This window comes from Pantoea sp. Z09, from assembly GCF_022394795.1.
GTDB classification, from domain to species: domain Bacteria; phylum Pseudomonadota; class Gammaproteobacteria; order Enterobacterales; family Enterobacteriaceae; genus Pantoea; species Pantoea latae.
In genome coordinates this window covers 3,648,674-3,669,999 of sequence record NZ_CP092373.1, presented here as the reverse complement: position 1 = coordinate 3,669,999, position 21,326 = coordinate 3,648,674, and the positions used below count along the sequence as shown (strand labels likewise).

The 21,326-nt window shown below is 58.5% G+C and carries 14 protein-coding genes, 2 tRNA genes and 3 rRNA genes; 15 read left to right on the top strand and 4 right to left on the bottom strand.

What is annotated here, in order from left to right:
• Positions 1-28 precede the first annotated feature (28 nt).
• Positions 29-811: a 3'-5' ssDNA/RNA exonuclease TatD gene (gene tatD / locus MC269_RS17540; protein WP_239953173.1), complete on the top strand. Its 783-nt coding sequence runs from the start codon at positions 29-31 to the stop codon at positions 809-811.
• Here the strand turns inward: tatD and rfaH are convergent.
• Entirely contained in the window at positions 808-1,296 is a 489-nt protein-coding gene (rfaH, locus tag MC269_RS17535) for a transcription/translation regulatory transformer protein RfaH (RefSeq protein WP_081137977.1), read from the bottom strand. The genes tatD and rfaH overlap by 4 nt on opposite strands.
• 197 nt (positions 1,297-1,493) lie before the next feature.
• On the opposite strand from rfaH, the gene pepE reads away from it, so the two are divergent.
• The 3 genes from pepE (at position 1,494) to fre (ending at position 4,526) form a co-directional block, all read left to right on the top strand.
• Positions 1,494-2,219 (top strand): dipeptidase PepE, encoded by a 726-nt coding sequence (gene pepE, locus MC269_RS17530; RefSeq protein WP_081138003.1) that lies wholly within the window; start codon positions 1,494-1,496, stop codon positions 2,217-2,219.
• Between the two features lie 79 nt (positions 2,220-2,298).
• Positions 2,299-3,783, top strand: a complete 1,485-nt coding sequence (gene ubiD / locus MC269_RS17525; RefSeq protein ID WP_081137979.1) for a 4-hydroxy-3-polyprenylbenzoate decarboxylase — start codon at positions 2,299-2,301, stop codon at positions 3,781-3,783.
• A 41-nt stretch (positions 3,784-3,824) separates the two neighbouring features.
• Positions 3,825-4,526, top strand: coding sequence for an NAD(P)H-flavin reductase (gene fre / locus MC269_RS17520; protein ID WP_239953172.1), 702 nt, complete (start codon positions 3,825-3,827; stop codon positions 4,524-4,526).
• A gap of 66 nt (positions 4,527-4,592) precedes the next feature.
• On the opposite strand, the gene fadA is transcribed toward fre, so the two are convergent.
• Positions 4,593-5,756: an acetyl-CoA C-acyltransferase FadA gene (gene fadA, locus MC269_RS17515; protein ID WP_239953171.1), complete on the bottom strand. Its 1,164-nt coding sequence runs from the start codon at positions 5,754-5,756 to the stop codon at positions 4,593-4,595.
• Positions 5,757-5,765: 9 nt separating this feature from the next.
• On the bottom strand, positions 5,766-7,949 hold the full coding sequence (gene fadB, locus MC269_RS17510; RefSeq protein WP_239955142.1) for a fatty acid oxidation complex subunit alpha FadB: 2,184 nt from the start codon (positions 7,947-7,949) through the stop codon (positions 5,766-5,768).
• Positions 7,950-8,133: 184 nt separating this feature from the next.
• On the opposite strand from fadB, the gene pepQ reads away from it, so the two are divergent.
• The 11 genes from pepQ to birA all read left to right on the top strand — a co-directional run bounded on the left by pepQ (position 8,134) and on the right by birA (position 19,884).
• The gene (gene pepQ, locus MC269_RS17505) at positions 8,134-9,465 is read left to right on the top strand and encodes a Xaa-Pro dipeptidase (protein ID WP_239953170.1); all 1,332 of its coding nucleotides are present in this window, start codon (positions 8,134-8,136) and stop codon (positions 9,463-9,465) included.
• Positions 9,465-10,082: an IMPACT family protein gene (locus MC269_RS17500; RefSeq protein ID WP_239953169.1), complete on the top strand. Its 618-nt coding sequence runs from the start codon at positions 9,465-9,467 to the stop codon at positions 10,080-10,082. The genes pepQ and MC269_RS17500 overlap by 1 nt, the downstream gene beginning before the upstream one ends.
• A 25-nt stretch (positions 10,083-10,107) precedes the next feature.
• The gene (gene trkH / locus MC269_RS17495; RefSeq protein ID WP_081137991.1) at positions 10,108-11,559 is read left to right on the top strand and encodes a Trk system potassium transporter TrkH; all 1,452 of its coding nucleotides are present in this window, start codon (positions 10,108-10,110) and stop codon (positions 11,557-11,559) included.
• 19 nt (positions 11,560-11,578) lie between these two features.
• Complete coding sequence (gene hemG, locus MC269_RS17490) at positions 11,579-12,115, top strand: menaquinone-dependent protoporphyrinogen IX dehydrogenase (protein ID WP_081137993.1); 537 nt, start codon at positions 11,579-11,581, stop codon at positions 12,113-12,115.
• A 408-nt stretch (positions 12,116-12,523) separates the two neighbouring features.
• Positions 12,524-14,063, top strand: a 16S ribosomal RNA gene (locus MC269_RS17485).
• 71 nt (positions 14,064-14,134) lie between these two features.
• Positions 14,135-14,211 (top strand) — tRNA-Ile (locus MC269_RS17480).
• Between the two features lie 141 nt (positions 14,212-14,352).
• A tRNA-Ala gene (locus MC269_RS17475) sits at positions 14,353-14,428 on the top strand.
• A gap of 194 nt (positions 14,429-14,622) precedes the next feature.
• Positions 14,623-17,525 (top strand): 23S ribosomal RNA (locus MC269_RS17470).
• Positions 17,526-17,617: 92 nt separating this feature from the next.
• Positions 17,618-17,733 (top strand): 5S ribosomal RNA (rrf, locus tag MC269_RS17465).
• The 16S, 23S and 5S rRNA genes sit together here with 2 tRNA genes alongside, the layout of an rRNA operon.
• 157 nt (positions 17,734-17,890) lie before the next feature.
• Complete coding sequence (gene murB, locus MC269_RS17460; protein ID WP_239953168.1) at positions 17,891-18,928, top strand: UDP-N-acetylmuramate dehydrogenase; 1,038 nt, start codon at positions 17,891-17,893, stop codon at positions 18,926-18,928.
• Positions 18,925-19,884 (top strand): bifunctional biotin--[acetyl-CoA-carboxylase] ligase/biotin operon repressor BirA, encoded by a 960-nt coding sequence (gene birA, locus MC269_RS17455; protein WP_239953167.1) that lies wholly within the window; start codon positions 18,925-18,927, stop codon positions 19,882-19,884. The genes murB and birA overlap by 4 nt, the downstream gene beginning before the upstream one ends.
• A gap of 36 nt (positions 19,885-19,920) precedes the next feature.
• Here birA and coaA read toward each other — a convergent pair whose 3' ends face one another.
• Positions 19,921-20,871 carry a type I pantothenate kinase gene (coaA, locus tag MC269_RS17450; protein ID WP_081142488.1) on the bottom strand — a complete coding sequence of 317 codons (951 nt, stop codon included), beginning with the start codon at positions 20,869-20,871 and terminating at the stop codon, positions 19,921-19,923.
• Positions 20,872-21,326: the final 455 nt, after the last annotated feature.

The window sequence follows — 21,326 nt, the reverse complement described above, 5'->3', positions numbered from 1 at the left end:
TTTTGTTTAATAAGCGATGGGAAAAATTATGTTTGATATCGGTGTAAACCTGACCAGCACGCAGTTCGCCGCCGACCGCGACAAGGTGGTAAAGCGTGCGCGCGAAGCGGGCGTCACCGGCATGTTAATCACCGGGACCAACGCGCTGGAGAGCCAGCAGGCGCAGCGGCTGGCGGAGCGTCAGCCTGATTTCTGCTGGTCGACGGCGGGCGTGCATCCGCATCACGCCAGCGAATGGTCGAACGAGACGGCCAGCACGCTGCGCCGCCTGGCGGAACGGCCGCAGGTGGTGGCGATCGGCGAGTGCGGGCTCGACTTCAACCGCAACCTCGCCGCGCACGAGCAGCAGGAGTACGCCTTCGACGCGCAGCTGGCGCTGGCCGCCGAGCTGAATATGCCGGTGTTCCTCCACTGTCGCGAAGCGCACGACCGGTTCGCCGCGGTGCTGGCGCCCTGGCTGCCGAAGCTGCCGGGCGCGGTGGTGCACTGCTTTACCGGCACGCGCGACGAGCTGGAAGCCTGTCTGGCGATGGGGCTGTCGGTGGGGATTACCGGCTGGGTATGCGATGAGCGTCGCGGCATGGCGCTGCGCGACATGCTGCCGCTGATCCCGGCAGAGCGGCTGCTGCTGGAAACGGACGCGCCTTATCTGCTGCCGCGCGATATGCATCCGCGGCCGACGTCGCGCCGCAACGAACCCTGTTTTTTGCCGCACATCGTGCAGCAGGTGGCGAAGTGGCGTGGAGAGGAGCAGGATGCGCTGGCGGCGCAGGTCGATCGCAACGCGCGCGCCTTGTTTCGGCTGGCCTAAAGCTTGCGGAACTGCTTGTTGTCGACGCTGCGCATCACCTGTTTGTTGAGCAGATTAAGCAGCAGCATCGAGCGCGTCTCGCCGTCGGGCTCGGCGAAAATGGCGCGCAGCCCCTCGAAGGTGCCTTCGGTGATGATCACCTCATCGCCGACCTGCGGCGTTTCCGGATCGATCAGGGTTTGCGGCGCGTCAGTTTGCAGCGCTTCGATCACCGCGGAAGGCACCGTCGCCGGCAGGGTGCCGAAGCGCACGAAGTGGCTGACGCCGCGCGTGCTGCTGATGGTGGTGGTGTGAATCGCTTCCGGATCGAATTCGATAAACAGGTAGTTAGGAAACAGGGGCTCACTCACGGTGGTCCGTTTGCCGCGCACCACTTTTTCCAGAGCGATCATCGGGCTGAGGCAATGCACCTCCTGCCGCTCAAGATGCTCTTTCGCGCGCAGCAGCTGTCCACGTTTGCAATAGAGTAAGTACCAGGATTCCATAAATGCTCCCATTGAATGGACGCTAAGAATAGCAAACCTGCTGCCAGAGTTATAGCGCATCGCAGCGTGGAAAGATGCGGATGCGGGGAAAGTGGCTGAGGTTTCCGCAAACCACCTGGCGCGCGCAGGAGAATTGACGAGTGGCGGTGCGCTGGGTCAGACTCGTTGCCCATAACGTTTGCGAAAAGGATCTGCTGATGGAACTGTTTTTATTGAGCAACGGTAAGCTGGCCGACGATGCCCCTTTGCTCGGCTATGCGCTGCCGCAGCTGCACGCGATGATCGCCCAGCGCGGCATCCGTTCGGCGGTGCTGGTGCCCTACGCCATTATTCGCGGCGATCGTCAGCAGCGCGCCGACGAGCTAGGCGCCTCGCTGGGCATTGAGGTGCGCTGCGTGCAGGATTTCGCCACGCCGGTGGCGGCCATTGAGCAGGCGGAGCTGATCCTGGTGAGCGGCGGCAACAGCTGGCTGCTGAATCAGATGCTGCACGAGACCGGGCTGATCGTGGCGATTCAGCGCGCGGTGCGCGAACGCAAGGTGCCCTACGTCGGCTGGAGCGCCGGCTGCAACGTGGCGACGCCGTCGATCCGCACCACCAACGATATGCCGGTGCGCAGCAGCGTGGTGCTGCCGGCGCTGGGCCTGTTTCCGGTGCAGATCAACCCGCACTATCTCGACGCGCACGCCAGCGGGCATATGGGCGAAACGCGCGACGAACGGCTGGCGGAGTTTTGCGCCGTCAATCCCGAGGAGTCGGTGATTGCGCTGCGCGAGGGCAGTTTCCTGCATGTGCATGAAAATCAGCTCGCTTACTTCAGCGTGCGCGGCGAGGATTTTAAAGTTTTCCGCCACGATCGGCCGACTCAGGCCTGCCGCGACGCCACGGCGCTGCAGGCGCTGGTTCCCTTTCGCTGCGACTAAGGTTGCCGCATAAAACCCAACACGCCTTAAGAATCGGCCCTATAATGGCCGATTCACATTGGCTGGAAGCGAAAGCCGCATGAAATATCACGATTTACGAGACTTCCTCGCGCTGCTGGAGCAGCGCGGCGAGTTAAAGCGCATTAGCCAGGCGATCGATCCCGAACTGGAAATGACAGAGATCGCCGACCGCACGCTGCGCGCCGGCGGACCGGCGCTGCTGTTTGAAAACCCCAAAGGCTATGATATGCCGGTGCTGTGCAACCTGTTCGGCACGCCGAAACGCGTGGCGATGGGCATGGGCCAGGAAGAGGTCAGCGCCCTGCGCGAGGTCGGCAAGCTGCTGGCGTTTCTGAAAGAGCCGGAGCCGCCGAAAGGCTTCCGCGATCTGTTCGACAAGATGCCGCAGTTCAAACAGGTGCTGAACATGCCGACCAAACGGCTGCGCAACGCGCCCTGTCAGGAAGTGGTCTACAGCGGCGACGAGGTCGATCTGTCGCGCATTCCGGTGATGAAGTGCTGGCCGGACGACGCCGCGCCGCTGATCACCTGGGGGCTGACCGTCACGCGCGGACCGCATAAAGAGCGGCAAAACCTCGGCATCTATCGCCAGCAGGTGATCGGCAAAAACCGCCTGATTATGCGCTGGCTCTCTCATCGCGGCGGCGCGCTCGACTATCAGGAGTGGTGCCAGACCCATCCCGGCGAACGCTTCCCGGTGTCGGTGGCGCTCGGCGCCGATCCCGCCACCATCCTCGGCGCGGTGACGCCGGTGCCGGACACGCTGTCGGAGTATGCCTTCGCCGGTCTGCTGCGCGGCAATAAAACCGAAGTGGTGAAGTGTCTTTCCAACGATCTGGAGGTGCCCGCCAGCGCGGAAATCGTGCTGGAAGGCTACATCGAGCCGGGCGATATGGCGCCGGAAGGCCCCTATGGCGATCATACGGGTTACTACAATGAAGTGGATAACTTCCCGGTGTTCACCGTAACCCACGTGACGCAGCGGCAAAACGCCATCTATCATTCGACCTACACCGGCCGTCCGCCGGATGAGCCGGCGGTGCTGGGCGTGGCGCTGAACGAAGTGCTGGTGCCGATCCTGATCAAGCAGTTTCCGGAAATCGTCGATTTCTATCTGCCGCCGGAGGGCTGCTCCTATCGCCTGGCGGTGGTGACGATGAAGAAACAGTACGCCGGCCACGCGAAGCGCGTGATGTTTGGCGTCTGGTCATTCCTGCGGCAGTTCATGTACACCAAATTTGTTATTGTGTGTGATGACGATGTTAACGCACGTGACTGGAACGACGTGATCTGGGCCATTACCACGCGTATGGATCCGGCGCGCGATACGGTGCTGGTGGAGAACACGCCCATCGACTATCTGGATTTCGCCTCGCCGGTTTCCGGCCTGGGGTCCAAGATGGGACTGGACGCCACCAATAAATGGCCGGGCGAAACCCAGCGCGAGTGGGGACGTCCTATCGTGAAGGATCCCGCCGTGACGGCGCGCATCGACGCAATCTGGGATGACTTAGGCATCTTTACTCAGCCGCCGCAGCGCTGACGGCGCGCATAACCATAATGACGACCCGACAGAGGGAACGCATGACAACCTTAAGCTGTAAAGTAACCTCAGTAGAAGCGATTACCGACACCGTATATCGCGTTCGCCTGATCCCCGAAGCGGATTTCACCTTTCGCGCCGGGCAATATCTGATGGTGGTGATGGACGAGCGCGACAAGCGTCCGTTCTCTATCGCCTCGACGCCGATGGAGAAAGAGATTATCGAGCTGCATATCGGCGCCTCCGATCTCAATCTCTACGCTATGGCGGTCATGGACCGCATCCGCGACGATCGCCAGATCACCGTGGATATTCCCCACGGCGACGCCTGGCTGCGCGAAGAGAGCACCCGTCCGATCGTGCTGATCGCTGGCGGCACGGGCTTCTCCTATGCGCGTTCGATTCTGCTGACCGCGCTGGCACAGCAGCCGGATCGCGAAATCGCCATCTACTGGGGCGGCCGCGAACTGCAGCACCTCTACGATCTGGATGAGCTGAACGCGCTGGCGGTGAAACATCCCAACCTGCGCGTGGTGCCGGTGGTTGAGCAGCCGGAAGCGGGCTGGCAGGGACGTTCCGGCACGGTGCTGACCGCGGTGATGCAGGATTTCGCCACGCTGGCGGAGCACGATATCTATATCGCCGGACGTTTCGAGATGGCGAAAATCGCGCGCGACCGCTTCTGCGCCGAGCGCGGCGCCAAAGAGGCGCAGATGTTTGGTGACGCCTTCGCCTTTATCTAAGGCGCGGCAGGCAGAAAAAACCCGCCCCTGACGGGCGGGAAGAAACGGCCAACGTGATCCAACGTATTACAGACGTTCGAATACGGTTGCGATGCCCTGGCCTAAGCCGATGCACATGCTGGCAAGGCCAAAGCGGGCGTCGCGTCGTTCCATAATATTCAGCAGCGTGGTGCTGATGCGCGCGCCGGAACAGCCGAGCGGATGACCGAGCGCAATCGCGCCGCCGTTCAGGTTCACCTTGTCGTCCAGCCGATCCAGCAAACCGAGATCTTTGATACAGGGCAGCGTCTGCGCGGCGAACGCCTCGTTCAGCTCGACCACTTCGATATCCTCTATGCTCAATCCGGCGCGCTTCAGCGCCAGCCGGCTGGCGGGCACCGGGCCGTAGCCCATGATCGACGGATCGCAGCCTGTCACCGCCATGCTTTTAATACGGGCGCGCGGCGTCAGGCCGAGGTCGCGCGCGCGGGTTTCGCTCATGATCAGCAGCGCCGCCGCGCCGTCGGAGAGCGCCGACGAGCTGCCCGCCGTTACCGTGCCGTTCACCGGATCGAACGCCGGCTTCAGCGCCGCCAGCCCTTCGAGGCTGGTCTCCTCGCGGATCACCTCGTCGTAGTCATAGCGTTTCAGCACGCCGTCGGCGTCGTGGCCGTAGGTCGGCACGATTTCCCGCCGGAAGTCGCCGCGCTGCGTCGCCGCCCAGGCGCGCTGGTGCGAGCGCAGCGCGAAAGCGTCCTGCTGTTCGCGGCTGATATGGTGCATATGCGCCAGCATCTCGGCGGTCAGGCCCATCATGCCCGCCGCTTTGGCCACCGTGCGGCCCAGCCCGGGATGAAAGTCAACGCCGTGGCTCATCGGCACGTGCCCCATATGTTCGACGCCGCCGACCAAACAGGCGTGGGCATCGCCAACCATAATGGCGCGCGCCGCATCGTGCAGCGCCTGCATCGACGAGCCGCACAGGCGGTTAACGGTGGTCGCCGGCACGCGATGCGGGATCTCCGCCAGCAGCGCGGCGTTGCGCGCGATGTTAAAACCCTGCTCCAGCGTCTGCTGCACGCAGCCCCACACCACATCATCCAGGCTCGCCGCCGCCAGCGCGGGATGGCGGTTCAACAGTTCGCGCATCAGATGGGCGGAGAGATCTTCGGCGCGCACCTGGCGAAACGCGCCGCCCTTAGAGCGGCCCATCGGCGTGCGGAGCGCATCGATAATCACCACATTTTCCATTTTGTTTCCTCAGGCGCTCTGCAGCGCCGCTTCGTCGATGGGTTGAACCGCCGGATACCAGCTTTCGTGCTGATGCGCCTTCTGCAGCAGCAGCGCCGGCAGCTGATAGAGCGGGCCGAGCGCGTCGTAGCGTCTCGCCTGATCGACGACGTTGCCGTTGCCGAGCGTGTCGAGGTAGCGCAGCGCGCCGCCGCGGAACGGCGGGAAGCCGAGGCCGTAGACCAGCGCCATGTCCGCTTCCGCCGGCGAGGCGATGATGCCCTCTTCCAGACAGCGCACCACTTCGTTCAGCATCGGGATCATCATGCGGTTAAGGATCTCTTCGTCGCTGAAAACGCGCGTCGAGGCGCAAATCGGGTTAAGCAGCGTCTCGACTTCGGCGTCGGGCACTTTTTTCGCTTTGCCTTTGCGATCCGTCTCCCAGCGATAGAAGCCTTTGCCGTTTTTCTGGCCGTAGCGTCCGGCATCGAACAGCACATCGATGGCGTCGCGGTAATCTTTCCTCATGCGCGTCGGGAAACCGTCCGCCATCACGCGCTGCGCGTGATGCGCGGTGTCGATGCCGACCACGTCCAGCAGCCACGCCGGGCCCATCGGCCAGCCGAACTGTTTCTCCATCACCTTGTCGATCTGGCGGAAATCGGCGCCGTCGCGCAGCAGCAGGCTGAACGCGGCGAAGTAGGGGAAGAGCACGCGGTTAACGAAGAAGCCGGGGCAGTCATTGACGACGATCGGCGTCTTGCCCATTTTGCTCGCCCAGGCGACCACTTTGCCGATGGTGGCGTCGCTGCTCTGCGCGCCGCGCACCACTTCCACCAGCGGCATGCGCGGCACCGGATTGAAGAAGTGCATGCCGCAGAAATTCTCGGGACGCTGCAGCGCCTGCGCCAGCTGGCTGATGGGGATCGTCGAGGTGTTAGAGGCCAGCACCGCATCCGCGCGCAGATGCTGCTCGGTTTCCGCCAGCACCTTCGCTTTGACCTGCGGGTTTTCCACCACCGCTTCGACCACGATATCGGCGCGCTCGAAACCGGCATAGTCGAGCGTTGGCTGGATCATGGCGATGGTGCTGGCCAGCTTACCGCCGTCGATCTTGCCGCGCTCCAGCTGTTTATTCAGCAGCTTGCCTGCCTCGTTCATGCCCAGCGTCAGCGCCTGCGGCTGGATATCCTTCATCTTCACCGGCACGCCTTTCCACGCCGACTGATAGCTGATGCCGCCGCCCATAATACCCGCGCCCAGCACCGCCGCCTGTTCAGGCGCGCTGCTGGCGCTGGCCTGTTTCTTCGCCAGCCCTTTGACATACTGATCGTTCAGGAAGATGCCGACCAGCGCGCGCGCCTCGTCGCTCTGCGCCAGCGGCACGAAGGCGGCGGTTTCCAGCTTCAGCGCGTCGTCGCGTCCCAGCGCGGCGGCGGCTTCAATGGTTTTGACCGCGGCGAGCGGCGCGGGATAGTGTTTGCCTGCGGTTTGCAGCACGACGTTTTTAGCCACGGTAAAGCTCATCGCGGCCTCAATCGGACTAAGTCGCAGCGGCGCCAGCTTGGGCGCGCGGCGCGTCCGCCAGCTCTCCTGTGCGATAGCGTCCTTCAGCATCACCAGTGCGGCGTCACGCAGCTTATCGCGGCTGACCACTGCATCGACCAGCCCGAGCTTCAGCGCCGCGGTGCCGTCAACATCTTTACCGGCGGCGATGATCTCCAGCGCGGCGTCGGCGCCGAGCAGGCGCGGCAGACGCACGCTGCCGCCAAAGCCTGGCATAATGCCGAGCCGGGTTTCCGGCAGGCCGATACGCGCGTCAGGCGTGGCGACGCGCAGATCGGTCGCCAGGATGCATTCGCAGCCGCCGCCCAGCGCATAGCCATCAACCGCGGCGAGAGTGGGCACCGGCAGATCTTCCAGCCGGTTAAAGATGCTGTTGGCGAAGGCGAGCCACTGGCTGAGCTTTTCGGTTGGCGCGTCGAACAGCGAGAGAAATTCGGTGATGTCGGCGCCGACAATAAAGGCGGGTTTCGCCGAGCTGAGCAGCAGGCCGCGCAGCGCAGGCTGCTGCTCCAGTACGCCAATCGCTTCGCCGAGGCTGGCGACGGTTTTGATGTCGAGTTTATTCACTGAGCCGGGGGCGTCGAACTGCAGCTCAGCGATGCCGTCTTCGAGCCAGCGCAGGGAAAGGGTATCGCCTTGGTAGAGCATGTGCGTCTCCTGATCGCGAAAGTTGATCTGGTCATACCAGATGATCTGGAGTGTGGGATTGGTGTTAATTTTTTGCAAACCAAAGTTTGCTTATTTGCTAACAGGATCACAGCCTCCCGGACGCGGCGTTCAGCCAGCGGCTGTGCTACACTGCGGCGATTTTCGCGACACGGGAGAGCGAGCAATGGATTCACTGAAAACGCTGTATCAGACGCATATCGCTACGCTGCAACAGCGGGCGCAGCAGGTGCTGGCACGCAACAAACTGGATGCGATGTTGATTCATTCCGGCGAGCTGCTGACGGTTTTTCTCGACGATCATGACTATCCCTTTAAGGTGAATCCGCAGTTCAAGGCCTGGGTGCCGGTGACGCAGGTGCCGAACTGCTGGCTCCTGATCGACGGCGTCAACAAGCCGAAACTCTGGTTCTACTCGCCGGTTGACTACTGGCATAACGTCGAACCGCTTCCGAACAGCTTCTGGACCGACGCAGTCGAGGTTATCGGCCTGAAAAACGCCGATGATATTGGCGAACTGCTGCCCGCGCAGCGCGACAATGTCGCCTATATCGGCCCGGTGGTCTCGCGCGCCGCGCAGCTCGGCATCAGCGCCGCCAATACCAACCCGAAAGCGGTGATCGATTTCCTGCACTACCACCGCAGCATCAAAACCGATTACGAGCTGGCCTGCATGCGCGAGGCGCAGAAGCTGGCCGTCGCCGGACATCGCGCTGCGAAAGAGGCGTTTTTCTCCGGCCTGAGCGAGTTTGATATCAACCTGGCTTATCTGACGGCCACCGGCCATCGCGACGTTGACGTGCCCTATGGCAATATCATCGCGCTTAACGAGCACGCCGCCGTGCTGCACTATACCCGACTCGATCACCAGCCGCCGGCGAAGCGCCACAGCTTTTTGATCGACGCAGGCGCGGAGTATCTGGGCTACGCCGCCGATTTGACGCGCAGCTACGCGGCGCAGAAGAACTCGCTGTACGCCAGTATGGTGGCGGCGATGAACGCCGAGGAGCTGGCGCTGATCGGCACGCTGAAAGCGGGGGTGCGCTACACCGACTATCATCTGCAGATGCATCAGCGCATCGCGAAGCTGCTGCTGACGTTCGATCTGGCGCAGGGGATCAGCGAAGAGGCGCTGGTGGCGGAAAACATTACCGGGCCCTTTATGCCACACGGTCTCGGTCATCCGCTCGGGCTGCAGGTGCATGACGTCGCCGGTTTTATGCAGGATGACGCGGGCACTCATCTGGCGGCGCCGGCGCGCTATCCTTACCTGCGCTGCACGCGCGTGCTGGAGCCAGGCATGGTGCTGACCATTGAACCCGGCTTCTATATTATCGAGTCGCTGCTGGCACCGCTGCGCGAGGGGCCGTTCAGTCAGTATCTGAACTGGCAGGCAATCGATGCGCTGAAGCCATACGGCGGCATTCGCATTGAGGATAACGTCGTCGTCCATGCCAGCCGTATCGAGAACATGACGCGCGACCTGCACCTTGCCTGATGGACGCTTACGATATTCCCGCTGATGCGATCAGCATCAGCGAGGAGACGATTAAAAAAAGCCGCTTTATCACGCTGCTGGCCCATACCGACGGCGTGGAGGCGGCGCGCGCCTTTGTGCAGCAGGTGAAAGCCGAACATCCTGACGCGCGTCATCACTGCTGGGCCTGGGTGGCCGGCGCGCCGCACGATTCGCAGCAGCTCGGCTTCTCCGACGACGGCGAACCCTCCGGCACGGCGGGCAAGCCGATGCTGGCGCAGCTGATGGGCGCGAATATCGGCGAGATCACCGCCGTGGTGGTGCGCTACTATGGCGGCATCATGCTCGGCACCGGCGGGCTGGTGAAAGCCTACGGCGGTGGCGTTCAGCAGGGGCTAAAGCAGCTGGCGCGCGCGCGCAAAGTGCCGATGAAGCGCTATACGCTGAGGTGCGACTATGCGCAGCTTGGCGACGTAGAGCGTCTGCTGGCCCGGTTCGACGGCCGCATTGATGAGATTGTCTATCTCGACCGTATCGCGCTGACGCTGGCGCTGCCTTATGCCGGCATCGACGCTTTCACACAGACGCTGTCTGATTTTAGCCGGGGCGCGCTGAGCCTCGACCCGTTAACACCCTGATACTCATCTTCTAAGGAACGGCTGAATGCATTTTCGCGCCATTACTCGCATTGTCGGTCTGCTGGTCATTCTCTTTTCCGTCACCATGATTGTACCGGGACTGGTGGCGTTGATTTACCGCGATGGCGCCGGCCGCGCGTTCAGCCAAACCTTTTTAATGGCGCTGGCGATCGGCTCGCTGCTCTGGTGGCCCAATCGCAAACAGCGTACCGAGCTGAAGCCGCGCGAAGGCTTTTTGATTGTGGTGCTGTTCTGGACGGTGCTGGGCAGCGTGGGGGCAATGCCTTTTATCTTTGCCGAGCAGCCGCATCTCTCTGTTACCGACGCGTTCTTTGAATCCTTTTCCGGCCTGACCACCACCGGCGCGACCACGCTAGTGGGGCTCGATTCGATGCCGAAAGCGATTCTCTTCTATCGGCAGATGCTGCAGTGGCTGGGCGGGATGGGGATCATCGTGCTGGCGGTGGCGATTCTGCCGATTTTGGGCGTCGGCGGCATGCAGCTCTACCGCGCGGAGATGCCGGGTCCGCTGAAAGACAATAAGATGCGGCCGCGTATCGCCGAGACGGCAAAAACCCTCTGGCTGATCTATGTGCTGCTGACGGTGGCCTGCGCGGTGGCGCTCTGGCTGGCGGGCATGCCGCTGTTCGATGCGATAGGGCACAGCTTTTCGACTATCGCCATTGGCGGCTTCTCCACCCATGACGCCAGCATCGGCTATTTCAACAGCGGCACCATCAACACCATTATCGCCATCTTTTTGCTGATTTCCGGCTGTAACTACGGCCTGCATTTTTCGCTGCTCAGCAACCGTAACCTGCGCGTTTACTGGCGCGATCCCGAGTTTCGCACCTTTATCGGCGTGCAGCTGACGCTGGTGGTGATCTGCACGCTGGTGCTCTGGTTTCACAACGTCTACGCCAGCGGCTGGCAGACCCTTAATCAGGCCTTTTTTCAGGTGGTGTCGATGGCGACCACGGCGGGCTTTACCACCGACAGCATTGCACGCTGGCCGCTGTTCTTGCCGGTGCTGCTGCTTTGCTCCGCCTTTATCGGCGGCATGGCCGGTTCAACCGGCGGCGGGCTAAAGGTGATCCGTATTCTGCTGCTCTGCAAGCAGGGATCGCGCGAGCTGAAGCGTCTGGTGCATCCGAACGCGGTCTATACCATTAAGCTGGGCAACCGCGCGCTGCCGGAACGTATTCTGGAAGCGGTGTGGGGATTCTTCTCCGCCTATGCGCTGGTGTTTCTCGTCAGCATGCTGGCGATTATCGCCACCGGCGTGGATGACTTCTCTGCCTTCGCCGCGGTGGCCGCAACCCTGAATAACCTGGGGCCCGGCCTGGGCGTGGTGGCGGACAACTTCACTTCAATGAATGACGTCGCAAAATGGATCCTTATCTCCACTATGCTGTTTGGCCGTCTTGAAGTGTTTACCTTATTAGTGCTCTTTACGCCGACTTTCTGGCGCGAGTAAGCAACAACGGGATGTACAGATGAAAGCGTTGATTCTCTTTTCCAGCCGTGACGGGCAAACGCGCGAAATCGCGGCTTATATTGCCAATGAGATAAAGGCGCAGCAGGCGTGCGATGTGATCAACATTCTTCACGCCGACGCAGTTGACTGGGCGCAGTACGATCGGGTGTTGATTGGTGCCTCGATCCGCTACGGCAAATTTCATCCCGCCGTGGCGAAATTCATTAAGACGCATCTGCAGGCGCTGCAGCAGCGCGCCAGCGGTTTCTTCTGCGTGAACCTGACCGCGCGCAAGCCGGAAAAGCGTTCGCCGCAAACCAACGCCTATACGCGTAAGTTCTTACAGCAGTCGCCGTGGCAGCCCGACTATTGCGCCGTGTTTGCAGGCGCGCTGCGTTATCCGCGCTATCGCTGGTTTGATCGGGTGATGATCCAGCTGATTATGCGTATGACCGGCGGAGAAACCGATAGCCGTAAAGAGGTGGAGTACACTGACTGGCAGCAGGTATCGCGTTTCGCCCGTGAATTTGTGCAATATCCCGTCAAATCGGCGTGAATAACAGCGAATTGACGAAAAATAGTGCGAACGATAATTTTTTTGAAATTAGCCCTTGTCAGCCAGAAAGAACTCCCTATAATGCGCCTCCACTGACACGGCACAACGGCTTACGGAATGCGGTGTTCAGGAGACTCAGGCAGCTGAGTCGCCGGATGAAGTCCCTGAAAAAAGGGGTTGACTCCGAAGGAGAGTAGCGTAATATACGCCACCTCGCAGCAGCAGGCTCAACCGCTGACTGCACCGCTCTTTAACAATTTATCAGACAATCTGTGTGGGCACTCGAGAGCAGATATCAAAAGCCTTCGGGCTTAAAAAATATCAAGCCTCACGAGTGGACACATAATGACATTCATTATGACGTTTTACAGATGAGCACCGCTTAACTTGTTTAAGCAAATCAAACTTAAATTGAAGAGTTTGATCATGGCTCAGATTGAACGCTGGCGGCAGGCCTAACACATGCAAGTCGAACGGTAGCACAGAGAGCTTGCTCTTGGGTGACGAGTGGCGGACGGGTGAGTAATGTCTGGGAAACTGCCCGATGGAGGGGGATAACTACTGGAAACGGTAGCTAATACCGCATAACGTCGCAAGACCAAAGTGGGGGACCTTCGGGCCTCACACCATCGGATGTGCCCAGATGGGATTAGCTAGTAGGTGGGGTAACGGCTCACCTAGGCGACGATCCCTAGCTGGTCTGAGAGGATGACCAGCCACACTGGAACTGAGACACGGTCCAGACTCCTACGGGAGGCAGCAGTGGGGAATATTGCACAATGGGCGCAAGCCTGATGCAGCCATGCCGCGTGTATGAAGAAGGCCTTCGGGTTGTAAAGTACTTTCAGCGGGGAGGAAGGCGATGCGGTTAATAACCGCGTCGATTGACGTTACCCGCAGAAGAAGCACCGGCTAACTCCGTGCCAGCAGCCGCGGTAATACGGAGGGTGCAAGCGTTAATCGGAATTACTGGGCGTAAAGCGCACGCAGGCGGTCTGTCAAGTCGGATGTGAAATCCCCGGGCTTAACCTGGGAACTGCATTCGAAACTGGCAGGCTAGAGTCTTGTAGAGGGGGGTAGAATTCCAGGTGTAGCGGTGAAATGCGTAGAGATCTGGAGGAATACCGGTGGCGAAGGCGGCCCCCTGGACAAAGACTGACGCTCAGGTGCGAAAGCGTGGGGAGCAAACAGGATTAGATACCCTGGTAGTCCACGCCGTAAACGATGTCGACTTGGAGGCTGTTCCCTTGAGGAGTGGCTTCCGGAGCTAACGCGTTAAGTCGACCGCCTGGGGAGTACGGCCGCAAGGTTAAAACTCAAATGAATTGACGGGGGCCCGCACAAGCGGTGGAGCATGTGGTTTAATTCGATGCAACGCGAAGAACCTTACCTACTCTTGACATCCACGGAATTTGGCAGAGATGCCTTAGTGCCTTCGGGAACCGTGAGACAGGTGCTGCATGGCTGTCGTCAGCTCGTGTTGTGAAATGTTGGGTTAAGTCCCGCAACGAGCGCAACCCTTATCCTTTGTTGCCAGCGATTCGGTCGGGAACTCAAAGGAGACTGCCGGTGATAAACCGGAGGAAGGTGGGGATGACGTCAAGTCATCATGGCCCTTACGAGTAGGGCTACACACGTGCTACAATGGCGCATACAAAGAGAAGCGACCTCGCGAGAGCAAGCGGACCTCATAAAGTGCGTCGTAGTCCGGATCGGAGTCTGCAACTCGACTCCGTGAAGTCGGAATCGCTAGTAATCGTGGATCAGAATGCCACGGTGAATACGTTCCCGGGCCTTGTACACACCGCCCGTCACACCATGGGAGTGGGTTGCAAAAGAAGTAGGTAGCTTAACCTTCGGGAGGGCGCTTACCACTTTGTGATTCATGACTGGGGTGAAGTCGTAACAAGGTAACCGTAGGGGAACCTGCGGTTGGATCACCTCCTTACCTGAAGATACTGCCTTCGAAGTGCTCACACAGATTGTCTGATAGAAAGTAACGAGCAGAAAAACCTCTACAGGCTTGTAGCTCAGGTGGTTAGAGCGCACCCCTGATAAGGGTGAGGTCGGTGGTTCAAGTCCACTCAGGCCTACCAATTCGCACTCATGCTGCGTTATGTTTCCGTCTCGCATAGTTCACTATGCTTCGCGAAAACATGCCTTGCCTGAGCACGAATTCACGTTTCTCCTTAAGGGAAAGGTTGAGTGGTAGTAGACGGTCTCTGCAGTAACTGTATGGGGCTATAGCTCAGCTGGGAGAGCGCCTGCCTTGCACGCAGGAGGTCAGCGGTTCGATCCCGCTTAGCTCCACCATACTGTTTTCTGAAATAGTTCAGAGCGTACCGGAAACGGTGGGCTGTGAAGTATTATGCTCTTTAACAATCCGGAACAAGCTGAAAATTGAAACGACGCTTTGCGTTATTCCTCCGTAATAAGGAATAAAGGCAACGCGTTCGAGTCTCTCAATAATCACAACCGCGACGTCGCAAGACGCCTGTGGGTTGTGAGGTTAAGCGACTAAGCGTACACGGTGGATGCCCTGGCAGTCAGAGGCGATGAAGGACGTGCTAATCTGCGAAAAGCGCCGGCAAGGTGATATGAACCGCTACAGCCGGCGATGTCCGAATGGGGAAACCCAGTGTGTTTCGACACACTATCGCAACATGAATACATAGTGTTGCGAGGCGAACCGGGGGAACTGAAACATCTAAGTACCCCGAGGAAAAGAAATCAACCGAGATTCCCCCAGTAGCGGCGAGCGAACGGGGAGCAGCCCAGAGCCTGAATCAGCTTGTGTGTTAGTGGAAGCGTCTGGAAAGTCGCAGGGTACAGGGTGATACTCCCGTACACGAAAACACACAGGCTGTGAGCTCGATGAGTAGGGCGGGACACGTGGTATCCTGTCTGAATATGGGGGGACCATCCTCCAAGGCTAAATACTCCTGACTGACCGATAGTGAACCAGTACCGTGAGGGAAAGGCGAAAAGAACCCCGGCGAGGGGAGTGAAAAGAACCTGAAACCGTGTACGTACAAGCAGTGGGAGCCTCTTTTATGGGGTGACTGCGTACCTTTTGTATAATGGGTCAGCGACTTATATTCTGTAGCAAGGTTAACCGTATAGGGGAGCCGCAGGGAAACCGAGTCTTAACTGGGCGTTAAGTTGCAGGGTATAGACCCGAAACCCGGTGATCTAGCCATGGGCAGGTTGAAGGTTGGGTAACACTAACTGGAGGACCGAACCGACTAATGTTGAAAAATTAGCGGATGACCTGTGGCTGGGGGTGAAAGGCCAATCAAACCGGGAGATAGCTGGTTCTCCCCGAAAGCTATTTAGGTAGCGCCTCGTGAACTCATTCTCGGGGGTAGAGCACTGTTTCGGCTAGGGGGCCATCCCGGCTTACCAACCCGATGCAAACTGCGAATACCGAGAAATGTTATCACGGGAGACACACGGCGGGTGCTAACGTCCGTCGTGAAGAGGGAAACAACCCAGACCGCCAGCTAAGGTCCCAAAGTCATGGTTAAGTGGGAAACGATGTGGGAAGGCCCAGACAGCCAGGATGTTGGCTTAGAAGCAGCCATCATTTAAAGAAAGCGTAATAGCTCACTGGTCGAGTCGGCCTGCGCGGAAGATGTAACGGGGCTAAACCATGCACCGAAGCTGCGGCAGCAGTAGCGATACTGTTGGGTAGGGGAGCGTTCTGTAAGCCGTCGAAGGTGGCCTGTGAGGGCCGCTGGAGGTATCAGAAGTGCGAATGCTGACATAAGTAACGATAAAGCGGGTGAAAAGCCCGCTCGCCGGAAGACCAAGGGTTCCTGTCCAACGTTAATCGGGGCAGGGTGAGTCGACCCCTAAGGCGAGGCCGAAAGGCGTAGTCGATGGGAAACAGGTTAATATTCCTGTACTTGGTGTTGCTGCGAAGGGGGGACGGAGAAGGCTATGTTGGCCGGGCGACGGTTGTCCCGGTTTAAGCGTGTAGGCTGACTTTCCAGGCAAATCCGGAAAGTCAAGGCTGAGGCGTGACGACGAGGCACTACGGTGCTGAAGCAACAAATGCCCTGCTTCCAGGAAAAGCCTCTAAGCATCAGGCAACACGAAATCGTACCCCAAACCGACACAGGTGGTCAGGTAGAGAATACCAAGGCGCTTGAGAGAACTCGGGTGAAGGAACTAGGCAAAATGGTGCCGTAACTTCGGGAGAAGGCACGCTGGCGCGTAGGTGAGGGGACTTGCTCCCGGAGCCGAGGCCAGTCGAAGATACCAGCTGGCTGCAACTGTTTATTAAAAACACAGCACTGTGCAAACACGAAAGTGGACGTATACGGTGTGACGCCTGCCCGGTGCCGGAAGGTTAATTGATGGGGTTATCCGCAAGGAGAAGCTCTTGATCGAAGCCCCGGTAAACGGCGGCCGTAACTATAACGGTCCTAAGGTAGCGAAATTCCTTGTCGGGTAAGTTCCGACCTGCACGAATGGCGTAATGATGGCCAGGCTGTCTCCACCCGAGACTCAGTGAAATTGAAATCGCTGTGAAGATGCAGTGTACCCGCGGCAAGACGGAAAGACCCCGTGAACCTTTACTACAGCTTGACACTGAACACTGGTCCTTGATGTGTAGGATAGGTGGGAGGCTTCGAAGCGTGGACGCCAGTCTGCGTGGAGCCGTCCTTGAAATACCACCCTTTAATGGCTGGTGTTCTAACGTAGGCCCGTTATCCGGGCTGCGGACAGTGTCTGGTGGGTAGTTTGACTGGGGCGGTCTCCTCCCAAAGCGTAACGGAGGAGCACGAAGGTTGGCTAATCCTGGTCGGACATCAGGAGGTTAGTGCAATGGCATAAGCCAGCTTGACTGCGAGAGTGACGGCTCGAGCAGGTGCGAAAGCAGGTCATAGTGATCCGGTGGTTCTGAATGGAAGGGCCATCGCTCAACGGATAAAAGGTACTCCGGGGATAACAGGCTGATACCGCCCAAGAGTTCATATCGACGGCGGTGTTTGGCACCTCGATGTCGGCTCATCACATCCTGGGGCTGAAGTAGGTCCCAAGGGTACGGCTGTTCGCCGTTTAAAGTGGTACGCGAGCTGGGTTTAGAACGTCGTGAGACAGTTCGGTCCCTATCTGCCGTGGGCGCTGGAAAACTGAGGGGGGTTGCTCCTAGTACGAGAGGACCGGAGTGAACGCACCGCTGGTGTTCGGGTTGTCATGCCAATGGCACTGCCCGGTAGCTAAGTGCGGAAGAGATAAGTGCTGAAAGCATCTAAGCACGAAACTTGCCCCGAGATGAGTTTTCCCTGACCCCTTGAGGGTCCTGAAGGGACGTTGAAGACGACGACGTTGATAGGCCGGGTGTGTAAGCGCAGCGATGCGTTGAGCTAACCGGTACTAATGACCCGTGAGGCTTAACCTTACAACGCCAGAGGCGTTTTGTGAGACGCGAGATTTTCAGCTTGTTGACGGATACACCGTGCGGCCTTATGGCGGCGCGGAAAACAGAATTTGCCTGGCGGCACTAGCGCGGCGGTCCCACCTGACCCCATGCCGAACTCAGAAGTGAAACGCCGTAGCGCCGATGGTAGTGTGGGGTCTCCCCATGCGAGAGTAGGGAACTGCCAGGCATCCAAACGAAAAAGCCCTCTGCTGACGCAGAGGGCTTTTTTACGTCTGAATTTCGCTCAAAAAGATCATTTTCCCGTCGCGACAGCGCTAAAACTTCCCTACAAGCCGGAACTGATACGGTAAACTACGCGCAGATAACTTTGTTAAGGCCACACAATGTCCCACCAGTATTCTTCTCTGCAAGCTGATAATACGCTTGGTCTTGAAATCTGCGCGCGTGAACGCATTATCGCTGAAACGCCAGAGGCTATTCTTCACGCCTGGCAGGAGGCGAAGCGCAGTCATCATCCTTTTATTCTGCTGGGCGAAGGCAGTAATGTGCTTTTCCTGGAAGATTTCGCCGGCACCGTCGTGCTAAATCGGATCAAAGGTATCGCGATCCAGCAGCAGGCTGAAGCCTGGCAGCTTCATGTTGGCGCCGGCGAAAACTGGCATGCGCTGGTCAAATTCGCACTGGAGAAGGGGATTGCCGGGCTCGAAAATCTGGCGCTTATTCCCGGTATGGCAGGCTCGGCGCCGATTCAAAATATCGGCGCCTACGGCGTGGAATTTAAAGACATCTGCGAATATGTCGACGTGCTCAACCTCGACAGCGGCGAAACGCTGCGGCTGCACCGTGACGACTGTGCTTTCGGTTACCGCGACAGCATCTTCAAGCATCACTACCAGCAGGGTTACGCCATTGTTGCCGTAGGGCTCAGGCTGCCGAAAAGCTGGCAGCCGGTGCTTTCCTATGGCGATTTAAGCCGTCTGGATCCCGCGACGGCAACGCCAGAAGAGGTATTCAACGCCGTTTGCCAGATGCGGCAGAGCAAGTTGCCCGATCCACGCGTAACGGGCAACGTAGGCAGCTTCTTTAAAAACCCGCTGATAAGCCATGAACAGGCTGAGAGGCTGAAGCTTACCTCGCCGACTATGCCTTATTACCCGCAGGCGAACGGCGAGGTCAAACTGGCGGCGGGCTGGCTGATCGATCAGTGCCAGCTCAAAGGATTTCGCATCGGCGGCGCGGCGGTGCATCAGCAGCAGGCGCTGGTGCTCATCAACGCTGAGCAGGCGACGCCTCAGGATATTGTCGAACTGGCGAAAGCCGTGCGCATGCGCGTCGGAGAGAAATTTGATGTGTGGCTGGAGCCTGAGGTGCGCTTTATCGGCGCGCAGGGCGAGCGCAATGCTGTTGAGGCAATCTTATGAAAGACCATAGCATCCCGTTGAAGCTGGTTGAGATACTCGCCGACGGTGAATTTCATTCTGGCGAACAGCTTGGCGACACGCTGGGCATGAGCCGCGCGGCGATCAATAAACATATCCAGACGCTGAAATCCTGGGGACTGGATATCTATACGGTAACAGGGAAGGGATATAGCCTGCCCGCGCCAATGCAGTTACTGGATAAAGCCGCCATTCTCGCCCAGCTTAACCAGCCCCGGCTGGAAGTGATCCCGGTTATCGACTCCACCAACCAGTATCTGCTGGATCGCATGAATACGCTGCAGTCGGGCGATGCCTGCATTGCGGAGTATCAGCAGGCGGGCAGAGGCCGTCGCGGCCGCCAGTGGTTCTCGCCATTCGGCGCCAACCTCTATATGTCGATGTACTGGCGCCTGGAGCAGGGCCCGGCAGCCGCGATGGGACTGAGTCTGGTTATCGGTATTGTCATGGCCGAAACCCTACAGCAGCTCGGCGCGCAGGATGTCCGGGTAAAATGGCCAAACGATCTTTATCTTAACGATCGCAAACTGGCGGGCATTCTGGTGGAACTCACCGGTAAAACCGGGGACGCTGCACAGATCGTGATGGGCGCCGGGATCAACCTGGCAATGCGCGGCGCGTACACGGCGCAAATCAATCAGGGCTGGATCAATCTGCAGGAAGCGGGTATCGCCATCAATCGAAACGATCTGGCGGCAAAGCTGATCAACAGCCTGCGCGAGGCGCTGCCGCTATTCGAACGTGACGGCCTGGCGCCTTTTACCCATCGCTGGAAGGCGCTGGATAACTTTATCGATCGCCCGGTTAAGCTGCTTATCGGCGACAGAGAGATCCACGGCATCGCGCGGGGCATTGATAAACAGGGCGGATTAGTGCTGGAGCAGGATGGCGAGCTTAAATCCTGGGTCGGCGGAGAGATATCGCTGCGTCCACAGTAAAAAATGAAGCCTGCACGATGCAGGCTTTTTTAACGCTTATTTTCGCAGTCTGACCCGATCAACCGCATGATTGCCGCCTTTGGTCATAATCAGGCTGGCTCGCTCGCGAGTCGGTAGAATATTTTCCTGCAGGTTTAGCCAGTTAATCTCTTTCCACAGTCCGGTAGCGATCTGCACCGCCTCCTCTTCGGAGAGCTGCGCATAGTGATGGAAATAGGAGTCGGGATCGGTAAAAGCGCCCTGGCGGAATTTCAGAAAACGGTTGATATACCATCGCTGCAGCAGCTCTTCAGGCGCATCCACATAGATAGAGAAATCGACAAAGTCCGACACAAAAACATGATGCGGATCGTGAGGGTAGTCCATGCCGCTCTGCAGCACGTTCAGCCCCTCCAGGATCAATATATCGGGCTGATGAACCACTTTGTCGCCGTCGGGAATAACGTCATAGACCAGATGCGAATAGACCGGCGCCGTGACCTGACTGGCGCCTGATTTCAGCGCGGAAACAAAATTAACCAGCCGATGCATATCATAGGACTGCGGGAAACCTTTCTTCTTCATCAGGCCGCGCTCTTTCAGCACCGCGTTGGGATGCAGAAAGCCATCGGTGGTGATCAGCTCGACTTTGCGATGTTCGGGCCAGCGGCTCAGCAGCGCCTGCAATACGCGCGCGGTGGTGCTTTTGCCCACCGCCACGCTGCCGGCAATGCTAATGATGTAGGGGATTTTCTGCCCGTCGGTGCCGAGGAACTGCTCCAGCACTGCCTGACGGCGCAGATTAGAGCTGATATAGAAATTAAGCAGACGCGACAAAGGAAGATAAATCTCTGCGACTTCTTCCAGAGACAAATCCTCATTAATGCCTTTCAGCTGCGCGATCTCCTCTTCAGTCAGGGTCATCGGCACGGAATTACGCAGCGCAGCCCACTGCTTACGCGTGAACTCTAAATAGGGCGTGGTCAGAGGTGAATTCTTTTTATTCATAAGTATGCGTCTGACTGCAGCGTCAGGTTCATTCCTATCACGCAGATAAAAAACCTGTAGCGATATGAGAACATAACGACGCGTCACAAGGTCTTTACTGAGAACAATGGGCTGGAGGTTAACATCAGTGCGACAATAAAAAGAAGAAAAATGATAAAACCGCGCACGCTTTCGCAAGAGAGCGCGCATAACGTAGAAGAGCAAAAATAATGGCTTCTCTTTCCGGTGCCGTACCGGCTCGCCATAGAGGGATAAAAAAGCGTCGCCGGCAAAAAATAATCTTTTTTTATCGCGCTGCATAAAGAAAAAAGCCTGCGGCGCACCTGCTAAGGCAGAGAAAAAGGCGCTGGCAACGCGCGGCGCAGAGGAACAAAACCGGCCTTATTCGTCTAATTTTTCCGCACTAAATCGCTAAAATGCGAGGATTTGCACAAATAGTAAGCGATAGAGTTATT